This window comes from Xenorhabdus beddingii (assembly GCF_002127545.1).
Taxonomy (GTDB): Bacteria; Pseudomonadota; Gammaproteobacteria; order Enterobacterales; family Enterobacteriaceae; genus Xenorhabdus; species Xenorhabdus beddingii.
Genome location: NZ_MUBK01000002.1, coordinates 18524 through 41849 on the forward strand (window position 1 = coordinate 18524; position 23326 = coordinate 41849).

24 protein-coding genes, 3 tRNA genes, 3 other RNA genes and 1 pseudogene are annotated in these 23326 nt (G+C 44.2%); 25 read left to right on the top strand and 6 right to left on the bottom strand.

Annotated elements, in window-relative coordinates; translation table 11 throughout:
* The first annotated feature begins 339 nt into the window (after positions 1 to 339).
* The 19 genes from cydA to aroG all read left to right on the top strand — a co-directional run bounded on the left by cydA (position 340) and on the right by aroG (position 12473).
* Positions 340 to 1911 (top strand): cytochrome ubiquinol oxidase subunit I, encoded by a 1572-nt coding sequence (gene cydA / locus Xbed_RS01270; RefSeq protein WP_086111145.1) that lies wholly within the window; start codon positions 340 to 342, stop codon positions 1909 to 1911.
* Positions 1912 to 1925: 14 nt separating this feature from the next.
* On the top strand, positions 1926 to 3065 hold the full coding sequence (gene cydB, locus Xbed_RS01275; RefSeq protein ID WP_086111146.1) for a cytochrome d ubiquinol oxidase subunit II: 1140 nt from the start codon (positions 1926 to 1928) through the stop codon (positions 3063 to 3065).
* 11 nt (positions 3066 to 3076) lie between these two features.
* The gene (gene cydX / locus Xbed_RS01280; protein WP_086111147.1) at positions 3077 to 3193 is read left to right on the top strand and encodes a cytochrome bd-I oxidase subunit CydX; all 117 of its coding nucleotides are present in this window, start codon (positions 3077 to 3079) and stop codon (positions 3191 to 3193) included.
* Positions 3193 to 3480, top strand: a complete 288-nt coding sequence (ybgE, locus tag Xbed_RS01285) for a cyd operon protein YbgE (RefSeq protein ID WP_086111148.1) — start codon at positions 3193 to 3195, stop codon at positions 3478 to 3480. The genes cydX and ybgE overlap by 1 nt, the downstream gene beginning before the upstream one ends.
* Before the next feature lie 114 nt (positions 3481 to 3594).
* Entirely contained in the window at positions 3595 to 3999 is a 405-nt protein-coding gene (ybgC, locus tag Xbed_RS01290) for a tol-pal system-associated acyl-CoA thioesterase (protein WP_086111149.1), read from the top strand.
* Positions 3996 to 4685 (top strand): Tol-Pal system protein TolQ, encoded by a 690-nt coding sequence (gene tolQ / locus Xbed_RS01295; protein WP_086111150.1) that lies wholly within the window; start codon positions 3996 to 3998, stop codon positions 4683 to 4685. Before ybgC ends, tolQ begins: the two co-directional genes overlap by 4 nt.
* A 24-nt stretch (positions 4686 to 4709) precedes the next feature.
* Positions 4710 to 5141, top strand: coding sequence for a colicin uptake protein TolR (gene tolR / locus Xbed_RS01300; RefSeq protein WP_086111151.1), 432 nt, complete (start codon positions 4710 to 4712; stop codon positions 5139 to 5141).
* Between the two features lie 35 nt (positions 5142 to 5176).
* Positions 5177 to 6283: a cell envelope integrity protein TolA gene (tolA, locus tag Xbed_RS01305; RefSeq protein WP_167371852.1), complete on the top strand. Its 1107-nt coding sequence runs from the start codon at positions 5177 to 5179 to the stop codon at positions 6281 to 6283.
* A gap of 189 nt (positions 6284 to 6472) precedes the next feature.
* Positions 6473 to 7759 carry a Tol-Pal system beta propeller repeat protein TolB gene (gene tolB / locus Xbed_RS01310; protein ID WP_086111340.1) on the top strand — a complete coding sequence of 429 codons (1287 nt, stop codon included), beginning with the start codon at positions 6473 to 6475 and terminating at the stop codon, positions 7757 to 7759.
* 42 nt (positions 7760 to 7801) lie between these two features.
* The gene (gene pal / locus Xbed_RS01315; RefSeq protein WP_086111153.1) at positions 7802 to 8308 is read left to right on the top strand and encodes a peptidoglycan-associated lipoprotein Pal; all 507 of its coding nucleotides are present in this window, start codon (positions 7802 to 7804) and stop codon (positions 8306 to 8308) included.
* 9 nt (positions 8309 to 8317) lie between these two features.
* Complete coding sequence (gene cpoB / locus Xbed_RS01320; RefSeq protein ID WP_086111154.1) at positions 8318 to 9091, top strand: cell division protein CpoB; 774 nt, start codon at positions 8318 to 8320, stop codon at positions 9089 to 9091.
* A gap of 157 nt (positions 9092 to 9248) precedes the next feature.
* Positions 9249 to 9324: transfer RNA gene (locus Xbed_RS01325), tRNA-Lys, on the top strand.
* A 31-nt stretch (positions 9325 to 9355) separates the two neighbouring features.
* A tRNA-Lys gene (locus Xbed_RS01330) sits at positions 9356 to 9431 on the top strand.
* Positions 9432 to 9468: 37 nt separating this feature from the next.
* Positions 9469 to 9601: non-coding RNA, RtT sRNA (locus Xbed_RS19660), on the top strand.
* Between the two features lie 41 nt (positions 9602 to 9642).
* A non-coding RNA gene (locus Xbed_RS19665) (RtT sRNA) lies at positions 9643 to 9772 on the top strand.
* Between the two features lie 41 nt (positions 9773 to 9813).
* Positions 9814 to 9943, top strand: a non-coding RNA gene (locus Xbed_RS19670) — RtT sRNA.
* 38 nt (positions 9944 to 9981) lie between these two features.
* Positions 9982 to 10040 (top strand) — tRNA-Lys (locus Xbed_RS01350).
* A gap of 407 nt (positions 10041 to 10447) precedes the next feature.
* The gene (gene pnuC, locus Xbed_RS01355) at positions 10448 to 11164 is read left to right on the top strand and encodes a nicotinamide riboside transporter PnuC (protein WP_086111155.1); all 717 of its coding nucleotides are present in this window, start codon (positions 10448 to 10450) and stop codon (positions 11162 to 11164) included.
* A 256-nt stretch (positions 11165 to 11420) separates the two neighbouring features.
* Positions 11421 to 12473 (top strand): 3-deoxy-7-phosphoheptulonate synthase AroG, encoded by a 1053-nt coding sequence (gene aroG, locus Xbed_RS01360; protein WP_086111156.1) that lies wholly within the window; start codon positions 11421 to 11423, stop codon positions 12471 to 12473.
* Between the two features lie 66 nt (positions 12474 to 12539).
* Here aroG and gpmA read toward each other — a convergent pair whose 3' ends face one another.
* The 4 genes and pseudogenes from gpmA to Xbed_RS01380 form a co-directional block, all read right to left on the bottom strand.
* Positions 12540 to 13292 (bottom strand): 2,3-diphosphoglycerate-dependent phosphoglycerate mutase, encoded by a 753-nt coding sequence (gene gpmA, locus Xbed_RS01365; protein ID WP_086111157.1) that lies wholly within the window; start codon positions 13290 to 13292, stop codon positions 12540 to 12542.
* Positions 13293 to 13517: 225 nt separating this feature from the next.
* Complete coding sequence (locus tag Xbed_RS01370) at positions 13518 to 14375, bottom strand: CPBP family intramembrane glutamic endopeptidase (protein WP_086111158.1); 858 nt, start codon at positions 14373 to 14375, stop codon at positions 13518 to 13520.
* 198 nt (positions 14376 to 14573) lie between these two features.
* Positions 14574 to 16058 (bottom strand): molybdate ABC transporter ATP-binding protein ModF, encoded by a 1485-nt coding sequence (modF, locus tag Xbed_RS01375; RefSeq protein ID WP_086111159.1) that lies wholly within the window; start codon positions 16056 to 16058, stop codon positions 14574 to 14576.
* A 104-nt stretch (positions 16059 to 16162) separates the two neighbouring features.
* Positions 16163 to 16330 (bottom strand): annotated as a pseudogene (locus Xbed_RS01380) (TOBE domain-containing protein); the annotation flags it as partial.
* A gap of 193 nt (positions 16331 to 16523) precedes the next feature.
* Here Xbed_RS01380 and Xbed_RS01385 point away from each other — a divergent pair.
* The 4 genes from Xbed_RS01385 (at position 16524) to modC (ending at position 19476) form a co-directional block, all read left to right on the top strand.
* Positions 16524 to 16670, top strand: coding sequence for an AcrZ family multidrug efflux pump-associated protein (locus Xbed_RS01385; protein ID WP_086111160.1), 147 nt, complete (start codon positions 16524 to 16526; stop codon positions 16668 to 16670).
* Between the two features lie 266 nt (positions 16671 to 16936).
* Positions 16937 to 17707, top strand: a complete 771-nt coding sequence (modA, locus tag Xbed_RS01390; RefSeq protein WP_086111161.1) for a molybdate ABC transporter substrate-binding protein — start codon at positions 16937 to 16939, stop codon at positions 17705 to 17707.
* An 18-nt stretch (positions 17708 to 17725) separates the two neighbouring features.
* Positions 17726 to 18418, top strand: coding sequence for a molybdate ABC transporter permease subunit (gene modB, locus Xbed_RS01395; RefSeq protein ID WP_086111341.1), 693 nt, complete (start codon positions 17726 to 17728; stop codon positions 18416 to 18418).
* Complete coding sequence (gene modC / locus Xbed_RS01400; RefSeq protein WP_167371853.1) at positions 18412 to 19476, top strand: molybdenum ABC transporter ATP-binding protein ModC; 1065 nt, start codon at positions 18412 to 18414, stop codon at positions 19474 to 19476. Before modB ends, modC begins: the two co-directional genes overlap by 7 nt.
* Positions 19477 to 19558: 82 nt before the next feature.
* On the opposite strand, the gene Xbed_RS01405 is transcribed toward modC, so the two are convergent.
* The gene (locus Xbed_RS01405; protein WP_086111163.1) at positions 19559 to 20374 is read right to left on the bottom strand and encodes a pyridoxal phosphatase; all 816 of its coding nucleotides are present in this window, start codon (positions 20372 to 20374) and stop codon (positions 19559 to 19561) included.
* A 151-nt stretch (positions 20375 to 20525) separates the two neighbouring features.
* Here Xbed_RS01405 and pgl point away from each other — a divergent pair, with 151 nt between their 5' ends.
* On the top strand, positions 20526 to 21512 hold the full coding sequence (pgl, locus tag Xbed_RS01410) for a 6-phosphogluconolactonase (protein WP_086111164.1): 987 nt from the start codon (positions 20526 to 20528) through the stop codon (positions 21510 to 21512).
* Between the two features lie 190 nt (positions 21513 to 21702).
* The gene (locus Xbed_RS01415) at positions 21703 to 22293 is read left to right on the top strand and encodes a hypothetical protein (protein ID WP_086111165.1); all 591 of its coding nucleotides are present in this window, start codon (positions 21703 to 21705) and stop codon (positions 22291 to 22293) included.
* A gap of 106 nt (positions 22294 to 22399) precedes the next feature.
* Here Xbed_RS01415 and Xbed_RS01420 read toward each other — a convergent pair whose 3' ends face one another.
* Positions 22400 to 22972 (bottom strand): hypothetical protein, encoded by a 573-nt coding sequence (locus Xbed_RS01420; protein WP_086111166.1) that lies wholly within the window; start codon positions 22970 to 22972, stop codon positions 22400 to 22402.
* Positions 22973 to 23326 lie beyond the last annotated feature (354 nt).

Genomic DNA, 23326 nt, shown 5'->3' on the forward strand with positions numbered 1-23326 from the left:
AAAGATTAACAAAATGAGGAAAAAATTGACTAAAATCAATTTATTACTCTGGAATCTTTTAGCTAAACTTGATTAAATTGATCTAAGATATAGAGATATTAGCCTGGGAATGTACGACATTGTTGACCTATATTCAGAATTCTAAGCTGAGTCACGTAAAATTTATTTATTGTATGTAAATATAGGCGTAACATTATTGTGGTATATACTGAATTTTTGATGTCGTTAATAATTCATGATTGTGTTTGAGGCATTTATTGCTGGTAGTTACGAGACTTTCGTTTTACGGGGTCGGGTTGCCGCAAGTCGGTGTCTTCCTGCTAGGAGCAAGGAGTCAAGATGTTTGATATTGTCGAACTGTCACGATTACAGTTTGCCTTAACTGCCATGTACCATTTTCTGTTCGTGCCATTAACGCTGGGTATGGCGTTTTTGCTTGCGATCATGGAAACGGTATATGTTCTTTCCGGCAAACAAATCTATAAAGATATGACAAAATTCTGGGGTAAGTTATTCGGTATTAACTTTGCCTTGGGTGTCGCAACGGGCTTGACCATGGAGTTCCAGTTCGGAACTAACTGGTCATATTTTTCACATTATGTCGGTGATATTTTCGGTGCGCCGCTGGCCATTGAAGGTCTGATGGCATTCTTCCTCGAATCCACATTCGTTGGCCTGTTTTTCTTCGGCTGGGATCGCTTGAGTAAGAAACAACATTTGGCGGTTACCTGGCTGGTTGCACTAGGCTCTAACTTCTCTGCATTGTGGATCCTGGTTGCGAATGGTTGGATGCAAAACCCGATTGCCTCTGATTTCAACTTCGAAACCATGCGAATGGAAATGGTGAGCTTCAGTGAACTGGTACTTAACCCCGTTGCTCAGGTGAAATTTGTCCATACTGTTGCTGCGGGTTATGTCACTGGCGCCATTTTTGTATTGGGCATCAGTTCTTATTATCTGCTCAAGGGACGTGATTTGGCGTTTGCCAAACGTTCTTTCGCCATTGCTGCAAGTTTTGGTATGGCTGCGATACTGTCTGTCATTGTCCTGGGTGATGAATCCGGGTATGAAATGGGGGACGTGCAGAAAACTAAATTGGCTGCGATTGAAGCAGAATGGGAAACTCAGCCCCCGCCGGCTTCATTCACACTGATTGGTCTTCCTGATCAAGACAAAATGGAAAACAAATATTCCATCCAAATTCCTTATGTCTTAGGTCTGATTGCCACTCGCTCTACAGATACCCCCGTTGTGGGTCTGCGTGATTTGATGAGTCAGCATGAACAGCGTATCCGTAACGGTATCAAGGCGTATGAACTGCTGGAAGAGTTGCGTTCGGGCAATATTGATCCCCATGTTCGTAGCGCGTTCAACGAAAGCAAGAAAGATCTTGGTTACGGTATGCTCGTGAAACGTTACACCGAAAACGTCACTGATGCGACCGAAGCGCAGATCAAAGCTGCCGTGAAAGACTCGATTCCTCGTGTAGCACCGCTCTACTTTGCATTCCGTATCATGGTTGCCGCAGGTTTTATCATGCTGCTGATCATTGGTTTGTCATTCCTGAGCGTTGTCCGTAACCGTATCGGCCAGTATAAATGGCTGCTGCGTGCGGCATTGTTCAGTATTCCATTACCGTGGATTGCCGTTGAAGCGGGTTGGTTTGTTGCAGAATATGGCCGCCAGCCTTGGGCAATCGGTGAAGTTCTGCCAACCGCTGTAGCAGCTTCAACACGCAGTGTTGGCGACCTCATCTTCTCAATGGTACTGATTTGTGGTCTGTACACCTTGTTCTTGATCGCAGAGATGTTTTTGATGTTCAAATTCGCCCGTCTTGGCCCAAGCAGCCTTAAGACCGGACGTTACCATTTTGAACAAAAAACAGTTTCTTCAGCGAACAATATTGAGTAAGCAGGAGTCCACTTATGCTTGATTATGATGTATTACGATTTATATGGTGGCTGCTGATTGGTGTGTTGCTGATCGGTTTCACAGTGACTGATGGTTTTGATATGGGAGTCGGTATCCTGTTGAAAATCATTGGTAAAAATGATACCGAACGCCGCATCATGATTAACTCAGTTGCTCCACACTGGGATGGTAACCAAGTTTGGCTAATTACCGCCGGTGGTGCCCTGTTTGCGGCATGGCCCATGGTATATGCTGCCGCTTTCTCTGGTTTCTATGTGGCAATGATTCTGGTATTGGCCGCGCTATTTTTCCGTCCGGTGGGTTTTGATTACCGCTCTAAGCTGGAAAATAGCAGATGGCGCAATATGTGGGATTGGGGACTGGTTATTGGTAGCTTTGTACCGGCTCTGGTTATTGGCGTCGCATTTGGTAACTTATTGCAAGGTGTTCCTCTGGCGGTGGATTCCTACCTGCGCGTTTCCTATGAAGGTTCGTTCTTTGGCTTGTTGAACCCTTATGGTCTGCTGGCGGGTGTGATTAGCCTGATGATGATCGTGACACAAGGTGCAACTTACCTGCAAATGCGTACAACTGGCGAATTGCATCTGCGTTCCCGCACAGCGACTCAGGTTTGTGCAGCGATAACGGCAGTGGCATTCCTATTGGCCGGGATATGGCTGATTTATGGTATTGATGGCTATGTTGTAACCGGTGGACTGGAGACAACGGCACCCTCCAACCCACTGCATAAAGAAGTTGTTCAGCAGGCCGGTGCATGGCTGACTAACTTTAATCACTATCCGATCCTGTGGGCAATACCGGCATTGGGTGTGGTTCTCCCCCTGTTGACGATGCTGGCAACCCGATTGGATAAAGGAGCTTGGGCATTTCTGTTCTCATCACTGACAGTCGCTTGCATTATTCTGACTTCAGGTATTGCCATGTTCCCGTTTGTGATGCCATCAAGCCTTAATCCGAATGTTAGCCTGACTATGTGGGATGCAACATCCAGTCAGTGGACGTTGCAAATTATGTTCGTTGTTGCGCTCATCTTCGTTCCTATTGTGTTGTCTTACACCATTTGGTGTTACTACAAAACGTTTGGGCGTTTGGATAAAAACTATATTGAAAACAACAAACACTCGCTGTATTAAGGAGCATAGGCATGTGGTATTTTGCTTGGATTCTCGGAACGCTCTTGGCGTGTAGTTTCGCTGTCATTGCGGCTTTGGCACTTGAGCATAATGAATCAGAAAAAGCGACTGAGAGTGACGAAAAATAATGTTGGCTGATAGATGCTACCAACTGATGGATAAGGGCTTGTTGAGGGCCCTTATCCTCATCATGGCATTGGCACTTGCTTCATGTGTATTCTGGGAGCCAGCGCGTTTTGCTGCCAACACCAGTTCATTGCAGATATGGCAAGGTATCTTATTGGTCTGGGCAGTCTGTTCTGGTATCACTTTTGGTGTCGGATTTCACCCTAAGCGTATTATTTGGCACTTGTTTTTTCACCCGTTACCTGCATTTTTCATTCTTCTTTTTGGCTTATACCATTTCTTTAAGTAAACTAATTATAATTTTATAGGCCGTTGGCCTATAAATTTTTTTTACTGACAAGTCATTCCAAAGCGCTATTGTCTTGAGTATAGTGACAGCGTCAATTCGCCGAATTAGGATTATATGATTAATATGTTATTCCGTTGGCCTATCCGTGTTTACTATGAAGACACTGATGCTAGTGGTGTAGTCTATCACGCTCGATATTTGGCTTTTTACGAAAGAGCCCGTACAGAAATGCTGCGTGAAAAAGGTTTTCACCAACAGTATATGTTAGATCAGCAAGTTGGCTTTGTTGTCAGCCGCATGACTATTGACTATCGGAAACCAGCAAAACTGGATGATAAGCTGGTTGTTGAAAGCGAAATTACGAATATTCGTGGCGCTTCTCTGACATTTATTCAACAAATTATTGATTGCAATGACATCGTTGTCAGCAGCGCAGAATGCTTGGTTGTCTGCGTGAATTCATCTCAAATGAAGCCGATTGCGCTTCCAAAGTCTATTGTCGCGGAGTTTAAGCAGTGACTGACATGAACATCCTTGATTTATTTCTTAAGGCCGGTTTTTTAGTGCAGTTGATCATGTTAATTTTGATCGGCTTTTCTATCGCCTCTTGGGCAATCATTATCCAACGGACAAAGGTTCTTAATGCGGCAAGTCGTGAGGCGGAAGCATTTGAAGATAAATTCTGGTCGGGTATTGAGTTATCACGTCTTTTTAAGGAAAGTCAGTCACGCCGTGATTCGCTAACTGGCACCGAACAGATTTTCCATGCGGGTTTTAAAGAATTTGCCCGGTTGCATCAGGCAAATAACCATGCCCCAGAAGCGGTTATCACAGGAACTTCCCGTGCCATGCGCATTTCCCTCAACCGTGAATTGGAAACATTGGAAAACCACATTCCGTTTCTGGGAACAGTCGGTTCCATCAGCCCTTATATTGGTCTGTTTGGTACAGTCTGGGGGATCATGCATGCCTTTATCGCCTTGGGTGCAGTAAAACAGGCAACCCTGCAAATGGTTGCCCCCGGTATTGCGGAAGCCCTGATTGCAACCGCTATCGGCTTATTTGCGGCTATTCCTGCGGTGATGGCGTATAACCGCTTGAACCAGCGTGTTAACAAATTAGAGCAAACTTACGATAACTTTATGGAAGAATTTTTGGCCATTCTGCACCGTCAGGCCTTTGCTTCCAATACCAGTAAATCGTGATAAATAGTCAGGGGAACTCAGCGAATGGCGCGCACTCGTAGTCGCAAACGTGAGCTAAAATCCGAGATCAATATCGTCCCCTTGCTGGACGTGTTGCTGGTATTGTTGCTGATCTTCATGGCAACAGCACCGATTATCACGCAAAGTGTAGAAGTCGATTTACCCGAGGCGGTGGATTCAAAAACAGTTTCTAGCTCTGATAATCCACCGGTCATTGTAGAAGTTTCTGGGGTAGGGCAGTACAGCATGGTCGTGAACCAGGAACGTTTGGAATTATTACCTGAACAGCAAATCGTTGCTGAAGCCCAAACCTTGATGAAAGCCAATCCGAAAACGGTTTTCTTGATTGGTGGTTCTAAGGATGTCCCTTATGATGAAATCATCAAGGCGCTGAATATGCTTCATCAGGCGGGTGTAAAATCGGTGGGTTTAATGACCCAGCCTATTGGGGCCTGATGGCGGCTATCACTTAAAGTTTCTGGATGTCGAGTGTGGGAAAGACAAGCGAACAAAACAATAAGCTGAATCGCGCCATTATTATTTCGGTAATATTGCACGTTCTCCTGATCGGGTTTCTGATTTGGGGTTCTTTAGTGCAAAAAACAGAAATGGGCGGCGGCGGACAAGACGGTTCTGTCATTGATGCGGTGATGGTCGATCCGAGTGCGGTTGCCCAGCAATATAACCAGCAGCAACAGCAGCAGGCCAATGCAAGGTTAGCTGAACAGCAGCGGAAGAAGAAAGCTGAACAGCAAGCCGCTGAATTGCGGGCAAAACAAGCTGAGGAACAGGAACGCTTGAAGGTTGCTGAAGAAGAGCGAATTAAAGCACAACAGGCGGCTGAGGCTCTGAAAAAACAGGCTGATGAATCTGCCACGAAAGCGCGTGAAGAGCAGATGCAAGCTGATGCCGCGGCTGCCAAAGCGCGTGAAGAGCAGAAACAGGCGGAAGAAGCGGCTGCAAAAGCACAGGCAGAAAAAGAAAGGATTCTAAAAGAACAAGCTGAGGCTCGGCAGAAAGCGGAAGCCCAGGCGAAGAAAGAAGCCGAAGAAGCAGTAAAACGCAAAGCGGAAGCGGAGGCAAAAGCTAAAGCGGAAGCAGAAACTAAGGCTAAGGCAGCCGCCGAAGCCAAAGTAAAAGCGGAAGAGGAAGCTAAGGCTAAGGCTGCGGCGGAAGCCAAAGCTAAGGCAAAATCAAAAGCCAAGGCAGAAGAAGCAAAACAGGCTCAGGCGGTTGATGATCTGTTAGGTGGCTTGACGTCCAACTCGCCTAAACAGGGTGGGGCGACTGCCGCTGGAAAAGGTGGTGGTAAGAAAAGCGGCCCTTCAGATGCGGATATCAATAATTACAAGGGGCAGATTCAGTCTGCAATCCAGCAGAATTTTCGTGACCCAGACTTGTATATCGGTCGTACCTGTGAATTAAAGATAAAACTGGCATCAGACGGATTGCTGATTGATATCGCAACAGGATCAGGTGATCCCGCGTTATGCAGGGCGGCGCTTGCGGCGGCTAGTCAGACGAAAATGCCACGTCCGCCAAGCAAAGAGATTTATGAGCATTTCAAGAGTTTCACACTAGACTTTAAGCCGAAGTAAGGTAAATATTTGGTAGAGAAACGTTATTTGCCAGATGAGGCTTCGAATAATTTATATATACAAACAAAATTATTAGATTTTATTTAGGTATCTAGTTTTGTTTGTTAGCGTTTGTTAGAATCCGGCGATTATTGCGGACAGACAAAAGATCGCGATAAGGGAGAGATGATGAAGCATGCTTTTAAACCGATGTTTAAAGTCGTACTGGGCTTTTTAATGATGTGGGCAGCCGTTGCCCATGCCGAAGTTCGCATTGAAATTACACAGGGTGTTGATTCTGCTCGTCCTATTGGGATTGTCCCATTTAAATGGACAGGGGCAGGTGATGCTCCGGAAGCTATTGGTTCAATTGTAGCTGCAGATTTGAGGAATAGTGGAAAATTTAATCCAATCGATCCCTCTCGTATGCCGCAACAGCCAACAACGGCATCAGAGGTAACACCTGCCGCATGGACTGCTCTTGGTATAGATTCAGTGGTTGTTGGGCATATTCAGCCAGGTGCGAATGGTAAATTCCTTGTTTCGTACCAGCTTGTTGACGTTGCCGGTGCACCAGGAACGGTGTTGGCACAGGAACAATTCCCGGTTGAAAAAAAATGGTTGCGCTATGCAGCACACACCGTCAGTGATCAGGTATTTGAAAAACTGACCGGTATTAAGGGGGCGTTTCGTACCCGTTTAGCGTATGTCGTCAAAAATACCAGTGCGGGTAAATATCCGTATGAGCTGCGTGTTGCGGATTATGATGGCTATAACCAATTTACCGTACATCGCTCACCAGAACCGTTGATGTCACCCGCTTGGTCGCCAGATGCTTCCAAACTTGCCTATGTGACATTTGAAAGCGGTCGTTCTGCACTGGTTATTCAAACGCTGACAACCGGTGCTGTACGTCAGGTCGCCTCGTTCCCGCGTCATAACGGAGCGCCTGCATTTTCCCCGGATGGGACTAAACTGGCCTTTGCGTTATCTAAAACAGGCAGTTTGAATCTTTATCTGATGGATTTAGCTTCCGGTCAAATCCGTCAGGTTACCGATGGCCGCAGTAATAATACTGAGCCAAGCTGGATGCCGGATAGCCAGACACTGGTCTATACCTCTGACCAGGGCGGTCGTCCGCAGTTATACAAAATCGATATTAATGGCGGTGCTCCACAACGCTTAACTTGGGAAGGATCACAGAACCAAGATGCAGATGTTAGCTCTGACGGTAGTTTTATCGTGATGGTTAGCTCGGCAAGTGGCAGTCAGCATATCGCCAAGCAGGATCTGGCAACGGGATCTGTCCAAATTTTGACGGATACGTTTCTGGATGAAACGCCGAGTATCGCACCTAATGGCACTATGGTGATTTATAGCTCCACTCAAGGGTGGGGAACTGTATTGCAGCTAGTTTCGACTGATGGGCGTTTCAAAGCGCGTCTTCCGGCAACCGATGGACAGGTAAAATCTCCTGCCTGGTCGCCGTATCTGTGATGCATAATAATATGTATGGCAAACTATAAAAGGATCAAAGAGATGCAACTGAACAAAGTGCTAAAAGGGCTGATGTTAGCTTTACCGATCATGGCCGTAGCAGCATGCAGCACTAACAAAAATGGCAACAATGATCAGTCTGGTGTAGGCACTGTTGATAATTCTTCTAAAGCAGCAGGTCTGTCTGCTGAAGAATTAGCACGTCAGCAGATGCAAGAGCTGCAAAACAACAATATCGTATACTTCGGTTTCGATAAGTATGATATCAGCAGCGAATTTGCTCAGATTCTGGATGCACACGCTGCATTCCTGCGTACTAACCCATCTGTTAAAGCTACCATCGAAGGTCATGCAGATGAGCGTGGTACTCCAGAGTATAATATCGCTCTGGGTGAGCGCCGTGCGAACGCAGTGAAAATGTATCTGCAAGGCAAAGGTGTTCCTGCTGATCAACTCGCTATCGTTTCTTACGGTAAAGAAAAACCAGCTGTACTTGGCCATGACGAAGCAGCATACGCGAAAAACCGTCGCGCTGTAATCGTATACTAAGAGTAATGCATGAACAGTAACTTCAGACGTTATGTGTTGGGTCTGTCGTTATTGGTTGGCGTAGCGGCTCCTTGGGCCGCTACCGCCCGAGCGCCAATCAGTAATGTCGGCTCAGGCTCCACCGATGAGCGCCTCTCCCAATTAGAGCGTATTTCTGACGCTCACAGCCAATTGTTAACCCAGCTCCAGCAACAGCTTTCTGATTCTCAACGTGATATCGATACACTCCGTGGTCAAATTCAGGAAAATCAGTATCAGTTAAATCAGATTATTGAACGCCAGAAAGATCTTTATCTGCAATTAGATAAAATCATCAATCCGTCAGGTGCGGAAGGTTCAAATTCAGAAAGTAATAATGCTACGCCTTCGACACAAACCGACGGTAAACAGCCTGCTGTGCAAGCGACGGGAAGTGAGAAGGGGGATTATGATGCTTCCGTCTCTTTGGCGATTAACACCAAAGAATATGATAAGGCGATTGCAGCATTCCAAAATTTCGTCAAAACCTATCCTAAGTCTAAATACTTATCGAATGCCAATTATTGGTTAGGGCAGTTGAATTACAACAAAGGTAAGAAAGACGACGCAGCGTACTATTTTGCGACTGTGGTAAAAGATTACCCCAAATCACAGAAAAGCAGTGATTCCCTGTATAAAGTGGGTTTGATCATGCAGGAAAAAGGCCAGAAAGATAAAGCGAAAGCGGTTTATCAGCAGGTTGTTAAACAATACCCTGGTACTAATGCGGCAAAAATGGCCGAGAAAAAACTTTCTGGGAAGTAATTATTATCCCCGAAAGGTCATTTATCGGTCTTTTTGGGGATAATTGTCTGATTAGTAGGCATTTAAACAAGTTTTATAAAATAAACGTTGCGCCACGCTGAGAAATCAGTAATATATGCCGCCGTTGGCAGGGATAACTTGCCAAGCAGATTTAGATGGGTCGTTAGCTCAGTCGGTAGAGCAGTTGACTTTTAATCAATTGGTCGCAGGTTCGAATCCTGCACGACCCACCATTTAAATCCTCAAATCAAGCACTCCTTAGATGGGTCGTTAGCTCAGTCGGTAGAGCAGTTGACTTTTAATCAATTGGTCGCAGGTTCGAATCCTGCACGACCCACCATCTAACTCCTCAATCAAGTACTCCTTAGATAGGTCGTTAGCTCAGTCGGTAGAGCCGTTGACTTTTAATCAATGGGTCGCAGGTTCGAGCCGAGCGAAGCGAGACAACGATGCGTGAGCATCGGCCCGAAGGGTGAGGCCGGAGGCCGAATCATCCTGCACGACCCACCATCTAAATCCTCAAATCAAGTACTCCTTAGATAGGTCGTTAGCTCAGTCGGTAGAGCCGTTGGCTTTTAATCAATGGGACGCAGGTTCGAGCCGAGCGAAGCGAGACAACGATGCGTGAGCATCGGCCCGAAGGGTGAGGCCGGAGGCCGAATCATCCTGCACGACCCACCATCTAAATCCTCAAATCAAGTACTCCTTAGATAGGTCGTTAGCTCAGTCGGTAGAGCCGTTGGCTTTTAATCAATGGGTCGCAGGTTCGAGCCGAGCGAAGCGAGACAACGATGCGTGAGCATCGGCCCGAAGGGTGATGCCGGAGGCCGAATCATCCTGCACGACCCACCATCTAAATCCTCAAATCAAGTACTCCTTAGATGGGGCGTTAGCTCAGTCAGTAGAGCCGTTGGCTTTTAATCAATGGGTCGCAGGTTCGAGCCGAGCGAAGCGAGACAACGATGCGTGAGCATCGGCCCGAAGGGTGAGTAGCTAGTAAATCCATGAGCAAAAATTTTTTGTTCATCTCGTGTATCCAAGCGATAAACATATATGGGAGTGATAATAGTTTCATTCTGCATCATTATTTACACAATCATGTGCCCTATAGATTTCGTAGTAGTGGATAGTTAAATCGTATCACACACATTAATACCAATATCATCAATAAGTTGTTATAAAAGTGTAGTAGGGGTAGTTTTGATTGAATATTAAATGTGTATTGAATTTTACTGATAGGTTCGCTATCTTGTTTAGTATGAAAAACACAAAAGGGCAAGGTGGCCTATTTATCGCGTAATTTTACGTTTTTTGTATTGATATACTAAACATTACTTAGGGTAAGGATAAGAAAGCATGGATTTTCTCAGCAGCTTTTTCAGCATCAATAATAAAATTCCATTAGAGATAGTTGGTTATCAGCCTTCATATATCGAGGCTATCGGTACGATCGCGGGTTTGTTATGTATCTGGCTCGCCAGTCAGGAAAAAATCATTAATTACCTATTTGGATTAATTAATGTCTCACTCTTCGCGGTAATCTTCTTTCAAATTCAACTCTACGCCAGCCTTATTCTGCAAATCTTTTTCTTCGCGGCCAATATCTATGGTTGGTATGCATGGAGCCGAGTGAATGAGCAAAAACAAGCAGAACTGAAAATTCGTTGGCTCAGCCCCAAGCAGATGGCTATTGTTGCTGCGATTTCCATCTTTGCCATATTGGTCATGACGTTTAATATCGATCAAATATTTGGTTATATGGCAAAAGTGGTGGTGCTTGCCCTACAGGGAATGGGAAGTACTATTATCATGCCTGATTTACCGCCTGACGCTTTCCCATTCTGGGATTCGGTAATGACCATATTATCGATCGTGGCCATGATATTGATGACTCGCAAGCATGTCGAAAACTGGTTGATATGGGTGATTATCAATGTCATTAGTGTAGCGATTTATTATCATCAAGGCGTTTTGGCGATGTCGTTGCAATATATTATCTTGACAGGTATTGCACTGAATGGCGCTCGTCTGTGGATTAAGGCAGCTAAACATAATGGACAGCAGCCAGAATAAAATATAAAACAAAACCAATAACAGCCCATAGCTAATCAATCTGTCTATGGGCTGTTATTTAGTGTTTTGCCTCAATTTATTCCCTCCTTGTTAGTCCAATCCTCTGAGTCAGCACCATTTTTACGTTACATGGTATTCTCTATAAAAAAAGCCGCCTTTTTTACTCACAAAGATTATTTACAGCACAACGCCTAACAGTTAGATTGAGATCACAAAATTATTTCAAATAACTGTAAACACATTAGGTGAAAGGACAATGAACTACCAGAATGACGATATAAGAATAAGAAAAATAACGGAATTATTACCACCGGTTGCATTACTCGAAAAATTTCCGGCGACAGAAGATAGTGCTATTACTGTTCGTAAGGCACGTGAATCTATTCATAATATTTTATTTGGCAAAGATGATCGTCTATTGGTAGTGATTGGCCCATGTTCAATTCATGATCCACAAGCGGCTTTAGAATACGCAGAACGTTTAAGTAAATTGCGTGAAGAGTTGAAAGCCGATTTGGAAGTCATTATGCGGGTTTACTTTGAAAAACCCCGCACGACCATAGGCTGGAAAGGATTGATTAATGATCCGAATATGAATTGTAGTTTTGATATTAATGATGGGTTGCGTACTGCCCGTAAACTGCTGCTCGATATCAATGATATGGGGCTGCCTGCGGCGGGTGAATTCCTTGACATGATATCACCTCAATATTTGGCAGATCTCATGAGCTGGGGGGCAATAGGGGCTCGTACAACAGAATCTCAGGTCCATCGTGAATTGGCATCCGGGCTTTCTTGTCCGGTGGGTTTCAAAAATGGCACGGATGGTACCATTAAAGTCGCCATTGATGCCATTAATTCGGCCAGCTCATCACACTGTTTCTTATCTGTTACGAAATGGGGGCATTCAGCGATTGTTAATACAACAGGCAATCACGATTGTCATATTATCCTGCGCGGCGGTAAAGAACCCAATTATAGTGCCAAACATGTCAATGCGGTTAAGGAAGGCTTGGAGAAATCAGGATTGGCTCCCCGTGTGATGATCGATTTCAGTCATGCCAATAGTGCCAAGCAGTTCAAGAGACAAATGGATGTGGGGGCTGATGTTTGTGGTCAAATCGCGGGTGGCGAAAATGCCATTATTGGCGTCATGGTTGAAAGCCATCTGGTCGAAGGGAACCAAAGTTTGGATAGCGGCGAACCGTTGGTTTATGGTCAGAGTGTGACAGATGCGTGTATTGGCTGGGAAGATACGGAAACGTTACTTCGCCAGTTGGCCCAGGCTATCCAGAGCCGTAGAGGCTGATTTATCACTAAAACCCCCAAAAAAGCCGGAAGTTACTCCGGCTTTTTTTGCTTGAATCTCTACAGATTACTTGGCCTTGCCTTGGTTTGCTACCGCCGCCGCTTTTGCCGCGATTTCATCAGCATTGCCCAGATAATAGTGTTTGATAGGCTTCATATTCTCATCAAACTCATAAACTAATGGCACAGCCGTTGGAATATTCAGCTCAAGAATTTCTTCTTCGCCCATATTATCCAAATACTTCACCAGTGCACGCAGGGAGTTACCGTGAGCTGCGATGATGACTTTCTCACCGTTTTCTACGCGAGGTTTAATGACTTCTTCCCAATACGGAACAACACGCTCAATGGTGGTTGCCAGGCTTTCTGTAACCGGAAGCTCTTCCGGGTTCAGATTGGCATAACGAGGATCATGACCTGGGTAACGTTCGTCATCCTGGGTCAAATCAGGAGGAGTGATAGCGAAGCCACGGCGCCACAATTTAACTTGATCATCACCATACTTGGCAGCCGTTTCTGCTTTGTCCAAACCTTGCAATGCACCATAGTGACGTTCATTCAGTTTCCAGCTTTTTTCAACTGGCAGCCATTGCTGATCGACTTGGTCCAGAATGTTCCACAAAGTGTGAATGGCACGTTTCAGAACAGAAGTATAGGCGAAATCAAAAGAGAAACCTTCTTGTTTCAACAATTGACCCGCTTGTTGTGCTTCAGAGCGGCCTTTGTCAGACAGTTCAACGTCAGTCCAGCCAGTAAAACGGTTCTCTTTGTTCCACTCGCTCTCTCCGTGCCTTACAAGAACCAGTTTAGTTACAGCCATAGCTTAAACTCCTATCAGTACTTTTTAATACGAAATGAAATGATCGCTGCGGGCATTATATGGCGCGATAGACCGAAACGGCAAACAATAGTCTCGTCATGCCTGTTTTAAATCATATTTGGTGACAGTCACGACAGAGCGTTATTTGATTGGGAAGATCGAAGATAGTTTATGATCTGAACTGTTTCCCGGTCATGGGAGGCGACAGTTCAGATCAGAGTCAGCTTAGTGCATGACCACAGCTTTTATTGGATAGGTGAGAAACAGCAGATGCATCAGATTGAGTGAAAAATGGAAAGCCACCGCGACCCATAAACGGCCGCTCCACATCCACGTCAGGCCATAAATCAGCCCGGCCAATGTAGCAAAAATCATCAGCAAGCCTCCCCCGGCAAAATGAGCTGCACCAAAAAGCAGGGAAGTGATGACCAAGGCTAAGTAAGGGTTCATCCACTGACTCAACTTTTGCTGAATATAGCCACGAAACAGGGCTTCTTCAGCGAGAGAGACAAAGAAAATATTGGCGGCGACAAAAGCCGGAAACCAACTGGGCAGATGGAGTTCAACGGCTAATCCGCCTAATACAGTTGCAAGCCACAATAATGCCGGAATTGCTGCGATTAATAACGCCCACCCATGTGGAGGAGCATTAACCAACGGTTTTCGGGTAAACAAAGTGGGCATACAACATAATAAAATGAATGGCAGCAGCGCCTTGTCAAAGTTGAAATACATTGAAAAAGGCGCACTGAGTGGGCCTACCTGTACTTTGTCCAGATATTTGAGATTATGAAAACCGGGAAGGTAATGTATAAACAGCAAAATACCGGAGATGAGTAATAACACCTCTATGAGATTTCTGAGAACAACCTGTTTTTTGCAATCATGTTTTTTGTCATCATGTTTTCTACAATAAACAAGGGTTGCGCCCAAGGTGGTAATCACGATGAGTGTGATTATGGCGGGGTAGGTCAGTACGTTAGTGCTGATCCCCGCGATGATCGCGAAGAGTGCGATAAGAAAAGCAATTTTCCGGCGACTATCCAAAAGTGCCAACGAAACGGCAAGTAATGACCAAGCCATATAATTCCCTATTATCTTTGAAAAAAACAACGAAATAGTCTAAAAATAGGCGGTGATTTTATAGTAATCGTTAAAAATTTCAAAAATAATAATAAAAATATCAAAAAAATCGTGTTTGATTTTACAAAATCATGGTTTGAAGGGATAACGCAGGCTCCCTGTCTGTTAGAGAGGGAGCCGGTTAAGAAAAGAAAGGGATTACGGGCATTCTTGGAGAACGCGGTCAGTTTCATATCGGTAAGCATCACCATCAGGCACAAATCTCAGGCGATGAGTAATACATTCCGGCGCATCCTCCTGATGATGAGAGACAAACAAAAGTTGCGTATTCCCATTGGAGATCATGATATCAATGAAGCGAAGTACTAATTGACGGTTGAGGGGATCAAGCCCCTGCAAGGGTTCATCCAGGATCAGTAAGGCAGGGTGTTTGACTAAAGCACGGGCAATCAAAATGAGCCGTTGTTGCCCCCAGGACAGGCCGTGAAACGGGCTAATTGCTGTTTCTCCAGATAATCCCAGTAAATCCAGCCATTCATCAGCTAACTGCTGTTGCCGATCTGAAACGGCCTGATACAGTCCTATCGAGTCAAAAAAACCAGAAAGAATGACATTTCTAACGCTGATGTTAACCCGATATTCGAGATGGACACTGTTACTGACATAGCCAATGTGGCGCTTAATGTCCCAAATAGTTTCACCGCTTCCTCGTTGCCGGCCAAATAATATTAATTCATTACTGTAACCCTGGGGGTGGTCACCGGTGATCAAACTGAGCAACGTTGATTTACCTGCCCCATTTTCCCCGATAATCTGCCAGTGTTCACCCGCATTCACTTGCCAGTCAAGACCGTGCAAAATGGGTTTATCATTATACTGAACGATGACATTGTGCATTGAAACTAAAGGTTGATCGGCTGGAAGTTGCTTATCCGCAGAGTATTCATCTGTTTCAGGCAGATGAATATTTTTCAGCACTTCACTGTGTGCCAATTGTGCCACGAGAGATCCTGCCAGAATCTTTGGTTTTTCTCCGGCCAGAATCAGGTGGCAATCTGCCAATACACCGATATGTTCGACAAAATCAGGAATTTCATGGAATCGGGTTAATATCAAAACTAAAGTAATGCCTTTTGCTGCCAGTGATCCCAGTAATTGGGAAAGTTGGCTTCGTGCATAAGCATCCAGTCCGTCAAAAGGCTCATCAAGGATCAGTAGGTCGGGAGCAGACATTAAAGCCTGACACAACAGAACCTTGCGGACTTCCCCAGTTGACAGGTATTTGAACCGTCGCGAGAGCAGATCCTTAATCCCAAAATACTCGCTCAATTCAAGGCACAACTCGCTATCTTTATGATGAAACTGAATAATATCTGCGGCAGTGCGCCCGGTATCTTCCTCGCCTTCACTGAGTAAATCAGTATTGTTGCGCTGCCACTCTTCGTCGATGAGTTTTTGCAATTGTTCGAAAGAGAGGCGTATGGGGGTATGAAATGAGCCATAACGCTCACCGGCCAGTTGAATTAATTCATCCGACAGCGCCTTGGCCAACGAAGATTTTCCACTGCCATTTGCCCCGACAAAAGCCCAACTTTTTCCAGAAATAATTTTTAGTGACGGTATCCGTAGGGTACGGGTGTCACTTAAACGGAAACTACCTTGCGTTATTTGCAATTCAGACATTCTTCTTCCTTTTTAAGCAACATCAACTAAAGGATCACCAGAAATAAGCGTAATAATGGCTAATGTCAATGTACAGTTGTCTGTTATTAGTTAAGAATTAATATTCAGCACAAAGTTGCAATAATCACTTTATCGGCATTGAAAAGCGCGGTGACAGAATCACCGGGTCGGAGTTTCAGGCGTTCCATTTCCTGATTTGATAACGTCACGCAAAGAGATTCACCGCCATCAAGTGTCAGAATAATTTCACTGTATTCTGCTCCTGTTTCAAGTTGCCTCTTTGTTGGGTTCGCTCCCTTGCCGCCGCGATGCCACTCGAATTATTTTGGGTATATAGGGTAACTGTTTTTTATAGAATAACGGGTTTTTATAACGTATGGTAAGAATCGCACGTTTCGCCGGTTACGGTTACTTTTTTATTGTCTAGAATGACTGAATGGTGGTCATTGATGAGATGAGGTTTGTATGTTTGAATTGATTGGCAGTATGGTGCTGGCGCTGGTCATGGTACCTGTTGTGATGGCAATGATTTTGGGGTTGATTTATGGGCTTGGGGAATTGTTTAACGTCATTTCCAAAAATGAAACGCAAGGTCAAGGTATTGAACGGTAATTTCGATCTCATTTGATTGCCAGCGTTTCTATGACCCGGTTATCTCAAACCGGGTTTGTTTTTTCCACTATTTCTACTATTTCTACGCCTGCCGCATTACATGACCCCTCATCCCGGGAACGTGGCTCCGCAACCTTTGCATTGAATTAATATAAAAGCTAAAACTGGCTCACAATTTGCCGATTAATATCAGAATGGCATTTTAATTTAACGTTATATCTTGTTATATACGACGCACTACATTGATTCTCTTAGGCGAATATAAAATGAAAAAGAAAGTTTATCAGTTACTGACAGGTGCCGTCGTTTCTTTTGCGCTTGCCGGAAACGTCTGGGCAGCCGATAAGGTGACGGTATTTGCTGCCGCTTCATTGACCAATGCACTTGACGATATTGCCGCTCAATATAATAAAGAAAAACAAGGGGATGTTGTTGCTTCCTACGCCTCATCTTCAACACTGGCACGTCAGATAGAACAAGGAGCGCCGGCCGATATCTTTATTTCTGCCGATCAACAATGGATGAACTACCTCTCTGATAAACAATCCATTACTGAGAATACCCGTCATACCTTGTTGGGTAATCAACTTGTCCTGATTGCCCCTAAAGAGAGTAAGCTGGAAAAAATCGATATCAATCAAGATACAAAATGGACAACCTTGTTGGCAGGAGGCCGTTTGGCTGTTGGCGATCCCGACCATGTGCCTGTTGGCATTTATGCCAGACAATCACTGCAATATCTGAAAGCATGGGATGCGGTGAACCCACACATGGCCCGTACCCACAACGTGCGCAGTGGTATGGCGCTGGTGGAGCGGGCAGAAGTACCGCTGGGGATTGTCTATGGATCGGATGCCATTGCCAGCAACAAAGTGAAAGTCGTGGGCGTTTTTCCACCAGAAAGCCATAAACCGGTGGAATACCCGGTTGCGATAATTAAAGGCCATGAAAAACAGGCGGTGCGTGATTTTTATGACTATCTTAAAACCCCTGAAGCCACGGCAATTTTTAAACGTTATGGCTTTAATCCACTGTAGGAACTGAATCTTTTGGAGATATTAAGTGAATATGAATGGCAGGCTATTTTACTGAGCTTAAAAATCTCAGGGATCGCCGTCCTATTCAGTTTGCCATTCGGGATCTTAATGGCATGGATGCTGGCGCGTTGTCAGTTTTTTGGCAAATCCCTGCTTGACAGCATTATCCATCTGCCACTGGTATTACCGCCGGTGGTGGTGGGATATCTGTTGCTCATCAGCATGGGGCGTCGCGGAGTGATGGGTGAATTTCTTTATGACTGGTTTGGTGTCAGTTTCGCATTTAATTGGGCAGGCGCGGCATTGGCCTCGGCCGTGGTGGCTTTTCCGCTGATGGTCAGAGCCATCCGGTTGTCACTGGAGAGTATCGATCAGCGTCTGGAACAGGCCGCGCGAACATTGGGGGCGAGTCCGTTTAAAGTTTTTTTCACCCTTACTTTGCCGCTGTCATTACCCGGTATCATTGTGGGGGCGGTACTGGCGTTTGCCCGCGCGTTGGGAGAATTTGGCGCTACTATCACTTTTGTTTCGAATATACCCGGGGAAACCCGAACCATTCCCCTTGCCATGTACACATTGATAGAAATGCCCGGCGCTGAAACAGCCGCAGCCCGCTTGTGTGTGATTGCCATTGTATTAGCTCTGATTTCCTTGATGTTTTCCGAATGGTTAACACGTTGGGGGAGAAAACGTTTGGGGGCAGCATGTTAGAACTGGATTTTGAGCAGCGTTTGGGTGAGCTGCACATGCAGGTTGAGACCGCTTTGCCGACCGAAAGCATTACCGCCATATTTGGCCTTTCGGGAGCAGGAAAAACCTCACTGATTAATGTCATTGCGGGATTGACCCAGCCGCAAACAGGCCGGATTGTCTTAAATGGTCGTACCTTAGTGGATACGGAACACAATATCTGCCTGCCAGCGGAAAAGCGTCGGGTTGGTTATGTTTTTCAGGATGCCCGTCTTTTTCCCCACTATCGGGTGAAAGGCAATTTACAATACGCTATGGCGCCAGAGATGAGAGCGCAGTTTGACACTATCATTGCCCTGTTGGGCATTGAACATTTACTGTCACGTTTTCCCATCACACTGTCTGGCGGAGAAAAACAGCGAGTCGCGATTGGCCGTGCATTACTTACTGCCCCTGAAATTTTGTTGATGGATGAACCCTTGGCATCACTGGACTTACCACGTAAGCGCGAATTATTGCCTTATCTCGAAAAACTGTCCGAAGATGTCAAAATCCCGATCCTCTATGTCAGCCACAGTCTGGATGAAATTTTGCGTTTGGCAGATAACGTCATCGTCATGGATAAGGGAAAAATCAGGGCGACGGGGACCTTAGAGGAAGTCTGGTCGAATAGTGCACTGCGCCCATGGCTGCAAAAAGAGAACCTTAGCAGCATACTGAAAGTGTCTGTGATGGAACATCATCAGCGTTATCAAATGACCGCAGTGGCGGCGGCGGATAAAGCCCTGTGGTTGCCGAAAATTGACGCAGCGCCGGGGACTGACTTGCGTATCCGCATTGATGCATCAGATATTTCCTTAGTTTTGGAACCCCCCAAAGCCAGTAGTATTCGTAATACCTTGCAGGTAAAAGTCATTGAAATTTTTGAAGACGGTGGTCAGGTCGATGTCAAACTGGCGCTGAATGAACATGATTTGTGGGCGAAAATTACCCTCTGGGCGAAGGAAGAACTTAACCTTCGTGTCGGGCAATGGCTGTATGCGCAGATAAAGAGTGTTTCGTTGAATCGTCACTTATAAGGCAGACCGGGGAATAAAACATGTAGGGAGCGCAGTTGAAAACCGTTCACGACTGATTTGCTCCCCATGATGACAAAGGTCACTACAGGACGTATTTGCGAATGACCTCAGCGATACCGGGGTGGGTATTATCCCGTGTGACAATATCTGCCCGCTCTTTGACGGCATCGACGCCATTTCCCATGGCAACGCCAAGTCCGGCCGTTTCCAACATGCTAAGGTCGTTATAATTGTCACCGAAAGCAATCACTTCTTTCATACTCATGCCCTGAGATTCCACCCATTGCTGCAAACGCATCCCTTTGTTGTTACCTTTTTTGGTTATATCCACTTGATCAAACCATGACCATTCACACTCAAGCCCAACGTTTTCTGCAATTTGTTCGCTGATTTCACGGAGTTTCCCTAAATTTGATGAACTGGTGGCAAATTTCCAGATGGCACTCACCTCTTGGAGGGCATCCTGAAAATGGCTGACCTGTCGGATATTGGGACGTTGATGCTCAGGTAAAGAGTCTGACCATGCAAGAGTTCGTGCTACCGTATGTTGAAATTCATATAAAATGGCATTATCCACATACATCAAATGTTCAATTTCCGTGCCTTGCAGATAAGAAAGAGTTTGCATGGCTTCTTGAATGGAAAGAGGGTCAGAAGCCAATATCCTCTTTGCGGGATAGTCATATGAATAAGTCCCATTGCAGCAAATGGCGGGAGTATCGAGTTGTAGCGCTTGATAGAAAGGGTGGATGGCGACATGATGGCGACCAGTCACAATCAAAATTTTGATACCAGATTGACGGGCTTCATTCAGGGCGGCCAGTGATTCCGGCAAAATACGTTTTTGTGGATCGAGCAGTGTTCCATCCAGATCCAGCGCGATAACGCGATATGACATGAGTTGGCCTCTTGGTTGTCGATGATGTAAGCAACTATTATACCGTAGTTAAAAATAGTGAACTGTTATTTATGTGGGCAGTTTAGCAGAGCAATATTTTCAAGGGTCGTTACAGATCAATGAAATGGTAATGAAGGATTAAGGAGAAAAAATGAAACAGGTGGTTTATACAGCCAGCCCAAATAGCCGGCAAATTCACGTCTGGTCGCTGAATGTCACCGGTGAACTTTCGCTTCTTCAGACAGTGAATGCACCCGGTGAAGTACAGCCAATGGTGGTTAATCCTACTGGTAAACATTTATATGTGGGAATTCGTCCTCAATTCAACATCGTGACTTATCGCATCGGGGAAGATGGATGTCTTGAGCAGCAAGCGATTACTCCATTGCCGGGTAGCCCTACTCATATATCAACCGACAGAGCAGGACGTTTTTTATTTTCGGCTTCTTACAGCTTCAATAACTTAAGCGTTCATCCTATTGATGAAAATGGGATCGTCAAAGCACCAACCCAAATTGTGGAAGGCTTGCAAGCTCCACATTCTGCCAATATTGATCGGGAAAACCGCCAATTACTGGTTCCATGTCTGAAAGAGGATCACATCCGTATTTTCAATCTGGACGAATGTGGTTATTTGACAGAAAGCAGGGCTGATGAAATTACCACGGCAGCAGGTGCAGGCCCGCGTCATATGGCATTCCATCCAGAAAAACAGGCGATTTATTGTATTAATGAGTTGGATTCAACGGTTGATGTTCTGCGCAAATGGGAAAAATATCGCACTGTACAATCGATTGACTCACTGCCAACGGGTTTTTCCAGCGTTTGTTGGTCGGCCGATATTCACATGACACCGGATGGTCGCCATCTTTATACCAGTGAACGTTCAGAGAGCGTGATCAGCCATTTTCTTGTGTCAGAAGAGGGTTATCATCTGACATTAGCCGGACATTACCCAACAGAATCCCAGCCTCGTGGTTTCGCCATTGATCACAGCGGTAACTTCCTGATTGCATCGGGACAAAAATCGGATCACATTTCAGTATCGCATATTGATAAATATTCAGGGAAACTCACCCAACTGGCACGTTATCCCGTGGGTAAAGGCCCAATGTGGGTTACGGTATTGGCATTATAAATCTGAGCCGCGCCATTTTGGGCGCGGTGGTATTTACCCTATTGTTTCTAATGAACTATTTATTTTCAATCTAATTTTGTTTAAATGCGTATTTTGTTTTTTTTAAATCTATAGTATTTTATTAAAAAATTATGTTAGTAAGGAATCGTTACTTATATCCATTAATGATATTAATATTAAGCATAAGACAATGAAATATATAGATGATGATAAAGTAGAATTACCTGAGGACAATGTAGGTGCCTCAAGAAAATATTTACAGTTTCCTAATATACTGTGCTGTGTGGCTGTTATTTTTCGAACGAACACATGCTATCCTGCCATATATGCCGGAATACATTTAACATTTGCTACGACAATAGCAGAAATAAAAGAAAAGTTAAAAATTATATTGGGATATCAAAAATCCATTCCTGCCTATGCTAATTTTTCTGATGTCTATATAGTCGGGGCGATAAGTGTGTTTTGCAGGGGTAAAAAAACCCAGGTGAATGATTTTTTGAAGGAAATATCAAGGTTAATAAAGTCAAAAATAAAAACCGTTAAACATGTCTATTCCTTTGATCTCAATAAAGGAAATGCGCATGACATCACTAATTATACTATCTTTACAGAAGATTCTTATATTAAGCCTATTTCTTATTGTTATACTAATAATTTAAAATTTATGCGAAATGACAATACGCGTAATAAAGATCGCATCTTTCTACCCATAGGTACATTTGACTTGATAAAAACGGGTCCATTTGACGCATTCAAATACCGCCAGCCACATCATTAACAATGTGGCTGGCGATATGTTCCTTTATCATAATACTGAAAATAGAAAACTATTTATTATAAAATCAATACGTTATATTGGAGTAATAAATTAATACAACTTAAATTTAAGCTAAATTAAACGTTCCAACTCCAGAAAAAACAATTGGATATGTGATCAAAATATGATTTTGATACAAGGAAACCAGATCACCTAAATAGATACTGCCTCTAAAAATACGCAGAGCGATATTTCTTGGGTAAATAAAAAGCTGGAAGTTGAGTGGCGTATTTATAATGCTTTGAGCATGTTGTACTATTCCACCAAGGTGAATATTATTAAAGTTTATTATTGGCAGGTTATGACTGCCATAAATATAGCCATTGAAATGGGTCTTTTTCCCTGTATTGGGTTCATGTCCGATTATAGCAGGATAAGATGATACCTGAATAAAGGGATAACTGCCATATTGGTGATAGGTATTAATGTTGAAGTGCCCACTGACAAATTCGGTTTGTTTCAGGGCAGGAGAAGCTAATGGGCTAACCTGATTATTCTCTGTAAACAGGTGAGCTAATTCTGGCTTTTCTTTCACAAGCGTTTCATAATGCAGAATCTCTTGTGCATATCTATTTCTGGACTGCTCAAATACAGTCAACATCTCTTCGTTAGAAGGCGTAATTGAATTTTCATTATGCATAATATATTCCTCTTTCGCTTTAATGTATATGATTGCTACAGGGAATATATCAGAGAATTTATTTTTGAGTGATATTAGGTGCCTGAATTTGGTAATTAATATTTGTCAGTGAGTGTTTTTTGAGGATATATTAACGTGCTTTTATTTTTTATCAAACAGGTAAATTAAATTATCAGATGAATCTGCCGCTAATTTATATTAGCCCGAATTGCCAAGGCTAAGTGATTGATATGCGTTCATTACATTTTTAAGCAATAACCGTTTATTTTAGATAGGAAAAAGGCTTCATCTATGATCTGATAATTGTCGCCAAACTCAATATCAGAAACACGAATGAAGCCTGTGATGATTATC

What these genes read in the sequence shown, in the direction of transcription:
- cydA (WP_086111145.1), top strand. Translation starts at nt 340, where the DNA reads ATGTTTGATATTGTCGAACTGTCACGATTACAGTTTGCCTTAACTGCC.
- cydB (WP_086111146.1), top strand. Translation starts at nt 1,926, where the DNA reads ATGCTTGATTATGATGTATTACGATTTATATGGTGGCTGCTGATTGGT.
- cydX (WP_086111147.1), top strand. Translation starts at nt 3,077, where the DNA reads ATGTGGTATTTTGCTTGGATTCTCGGAACGCTCTTGGCGTGTAGTTTC.
- ybgE (WP_086111148.1), top strand. Translation starts at nt 3,193, where the DNA reads ATGTTGGCTGATAGATGCTACCAACTGATGGATAAGGGCTTGTTGAGG.
- ybgC (WP_086111149.1), top strand. Translation starts at nt 3,595, where the DNA reads ATGATTAATATGTTATTCCGTTGGCCTATCCGTGTTTACTATGAAGAC.
- tolR (WP_086111151.1), top strand. Translation starts at nt 4,710, where the DNA reads ATGGCGCGCACTCGTAGTCGCAAACGTGAGCTAAAATCCGAGATCAAT.
- tolB (WP_086111340.1), top strand. Translation starts at nt 6,473, where the DNA reads ATGTTTAAAGTCGTACTGGGCTTTTTAATGATGTGGGCAGCCGTTGCC.
- pal (WP_086111153.1), top strand. Translation starts at nt 7,802, where the DNA reads ATGCAACTGAACAAAGTGCTAAAAGGGCTGATGTTAGCTTTACCGATC.
- cpoB (WP_086111154.1), top strand. Translation starts at nt 8,318, where the DNA reads ATGAACAGTAACTTCAGACGTTATGTGTTGGGTCTGTCGTTATTGGTT.
- pnuC (WP_086111155.1), top strand. Translation starts at nt 10,448, where the DNA reads ATGGATTTTCTCAGCAGCTTTTTCAGCATCAATAATAAAATTCCATTA.
- aroG (WP_086111156.1), top strand. Translation starts at nt 11,421, where the DNA reads ATGAACTACCAGAATGACGATATAAGAATAAGAAAAATAACGGAATTA.
- gpmA (WP_086111157.1), bottom strand. Translation starts at nt 13,292, where the DNA reads ATGGCTGTAACTAAACTGGTTCTTGTAAGGCACGGAGAGAGCGAGTGG.
- Xbed_RS01370 (WP_086111158.1), bottom strand. Translation starts at nt 14,375, where the DNA reads ATGGCTTGGTCATTACTTGCCGTTTCGTTGGCACTTTTGGATAGTCGC.
- modF (WP_086111159.1), bottom strand. Translation starts at nt 16,058, where the DNA reads ATGTCTGAATTGCAAATAACGCAAGGTAGTTTCCGTTTAAGTGACACC.
- Xbed_RS01385 (WP_086111160.1), top strand. Translation starts at nt 16,524, where the DNA reads ATGTTTGAATTGATTGGCAGTATGGTGCTGGCGCTGGTCATGGTACCT.
- modA (WP_086111161.1), top strand. Translation starts at nt 16,937, where the DNA reads ATGAAAAAGAAAGTTTATCAGTTACTGACAGGTGCCGTCGTTTCTTTT.
- modC (WP_167371853.1), top strand. Translation starts at nt 18,412, where the DNA reads ATGTTAGAACTGGATTTTGAGCAGCGTTTGGGTGAGCTGCACATGCAG.
- Xbed_RS01405 (WP_086111163.1), bottom strand. Translation starts at nt 20,374, where the DNA reads ATGTCATATCGCGTTATCGCGCTGGATCTGGATGGAACACTGCTCGAT.
- pgl (WP_086111164.1), top strand. Translation starts at nt 20,526, where the DNA reads ATGAAACAGGTGGTTTATACAGCCAGCCCAAATAGCCGGCAAATTCAC.
- Xbed_RS01415 (WP_086111165.1), top strand. Translation starts at nt 21,703, where the DNA reads ATGAAATATATAGATGATGATAAAGTAGAATTACCTGAGGACAATGTA.
- Xbed_RS01420 (WP_086111166.1), bottom strand. Translation starts at nt 22,972, where the DNA reads ATGCATAATGAAAATTCAATTACGCCTTCTAACGAAGAGATGTTGACT.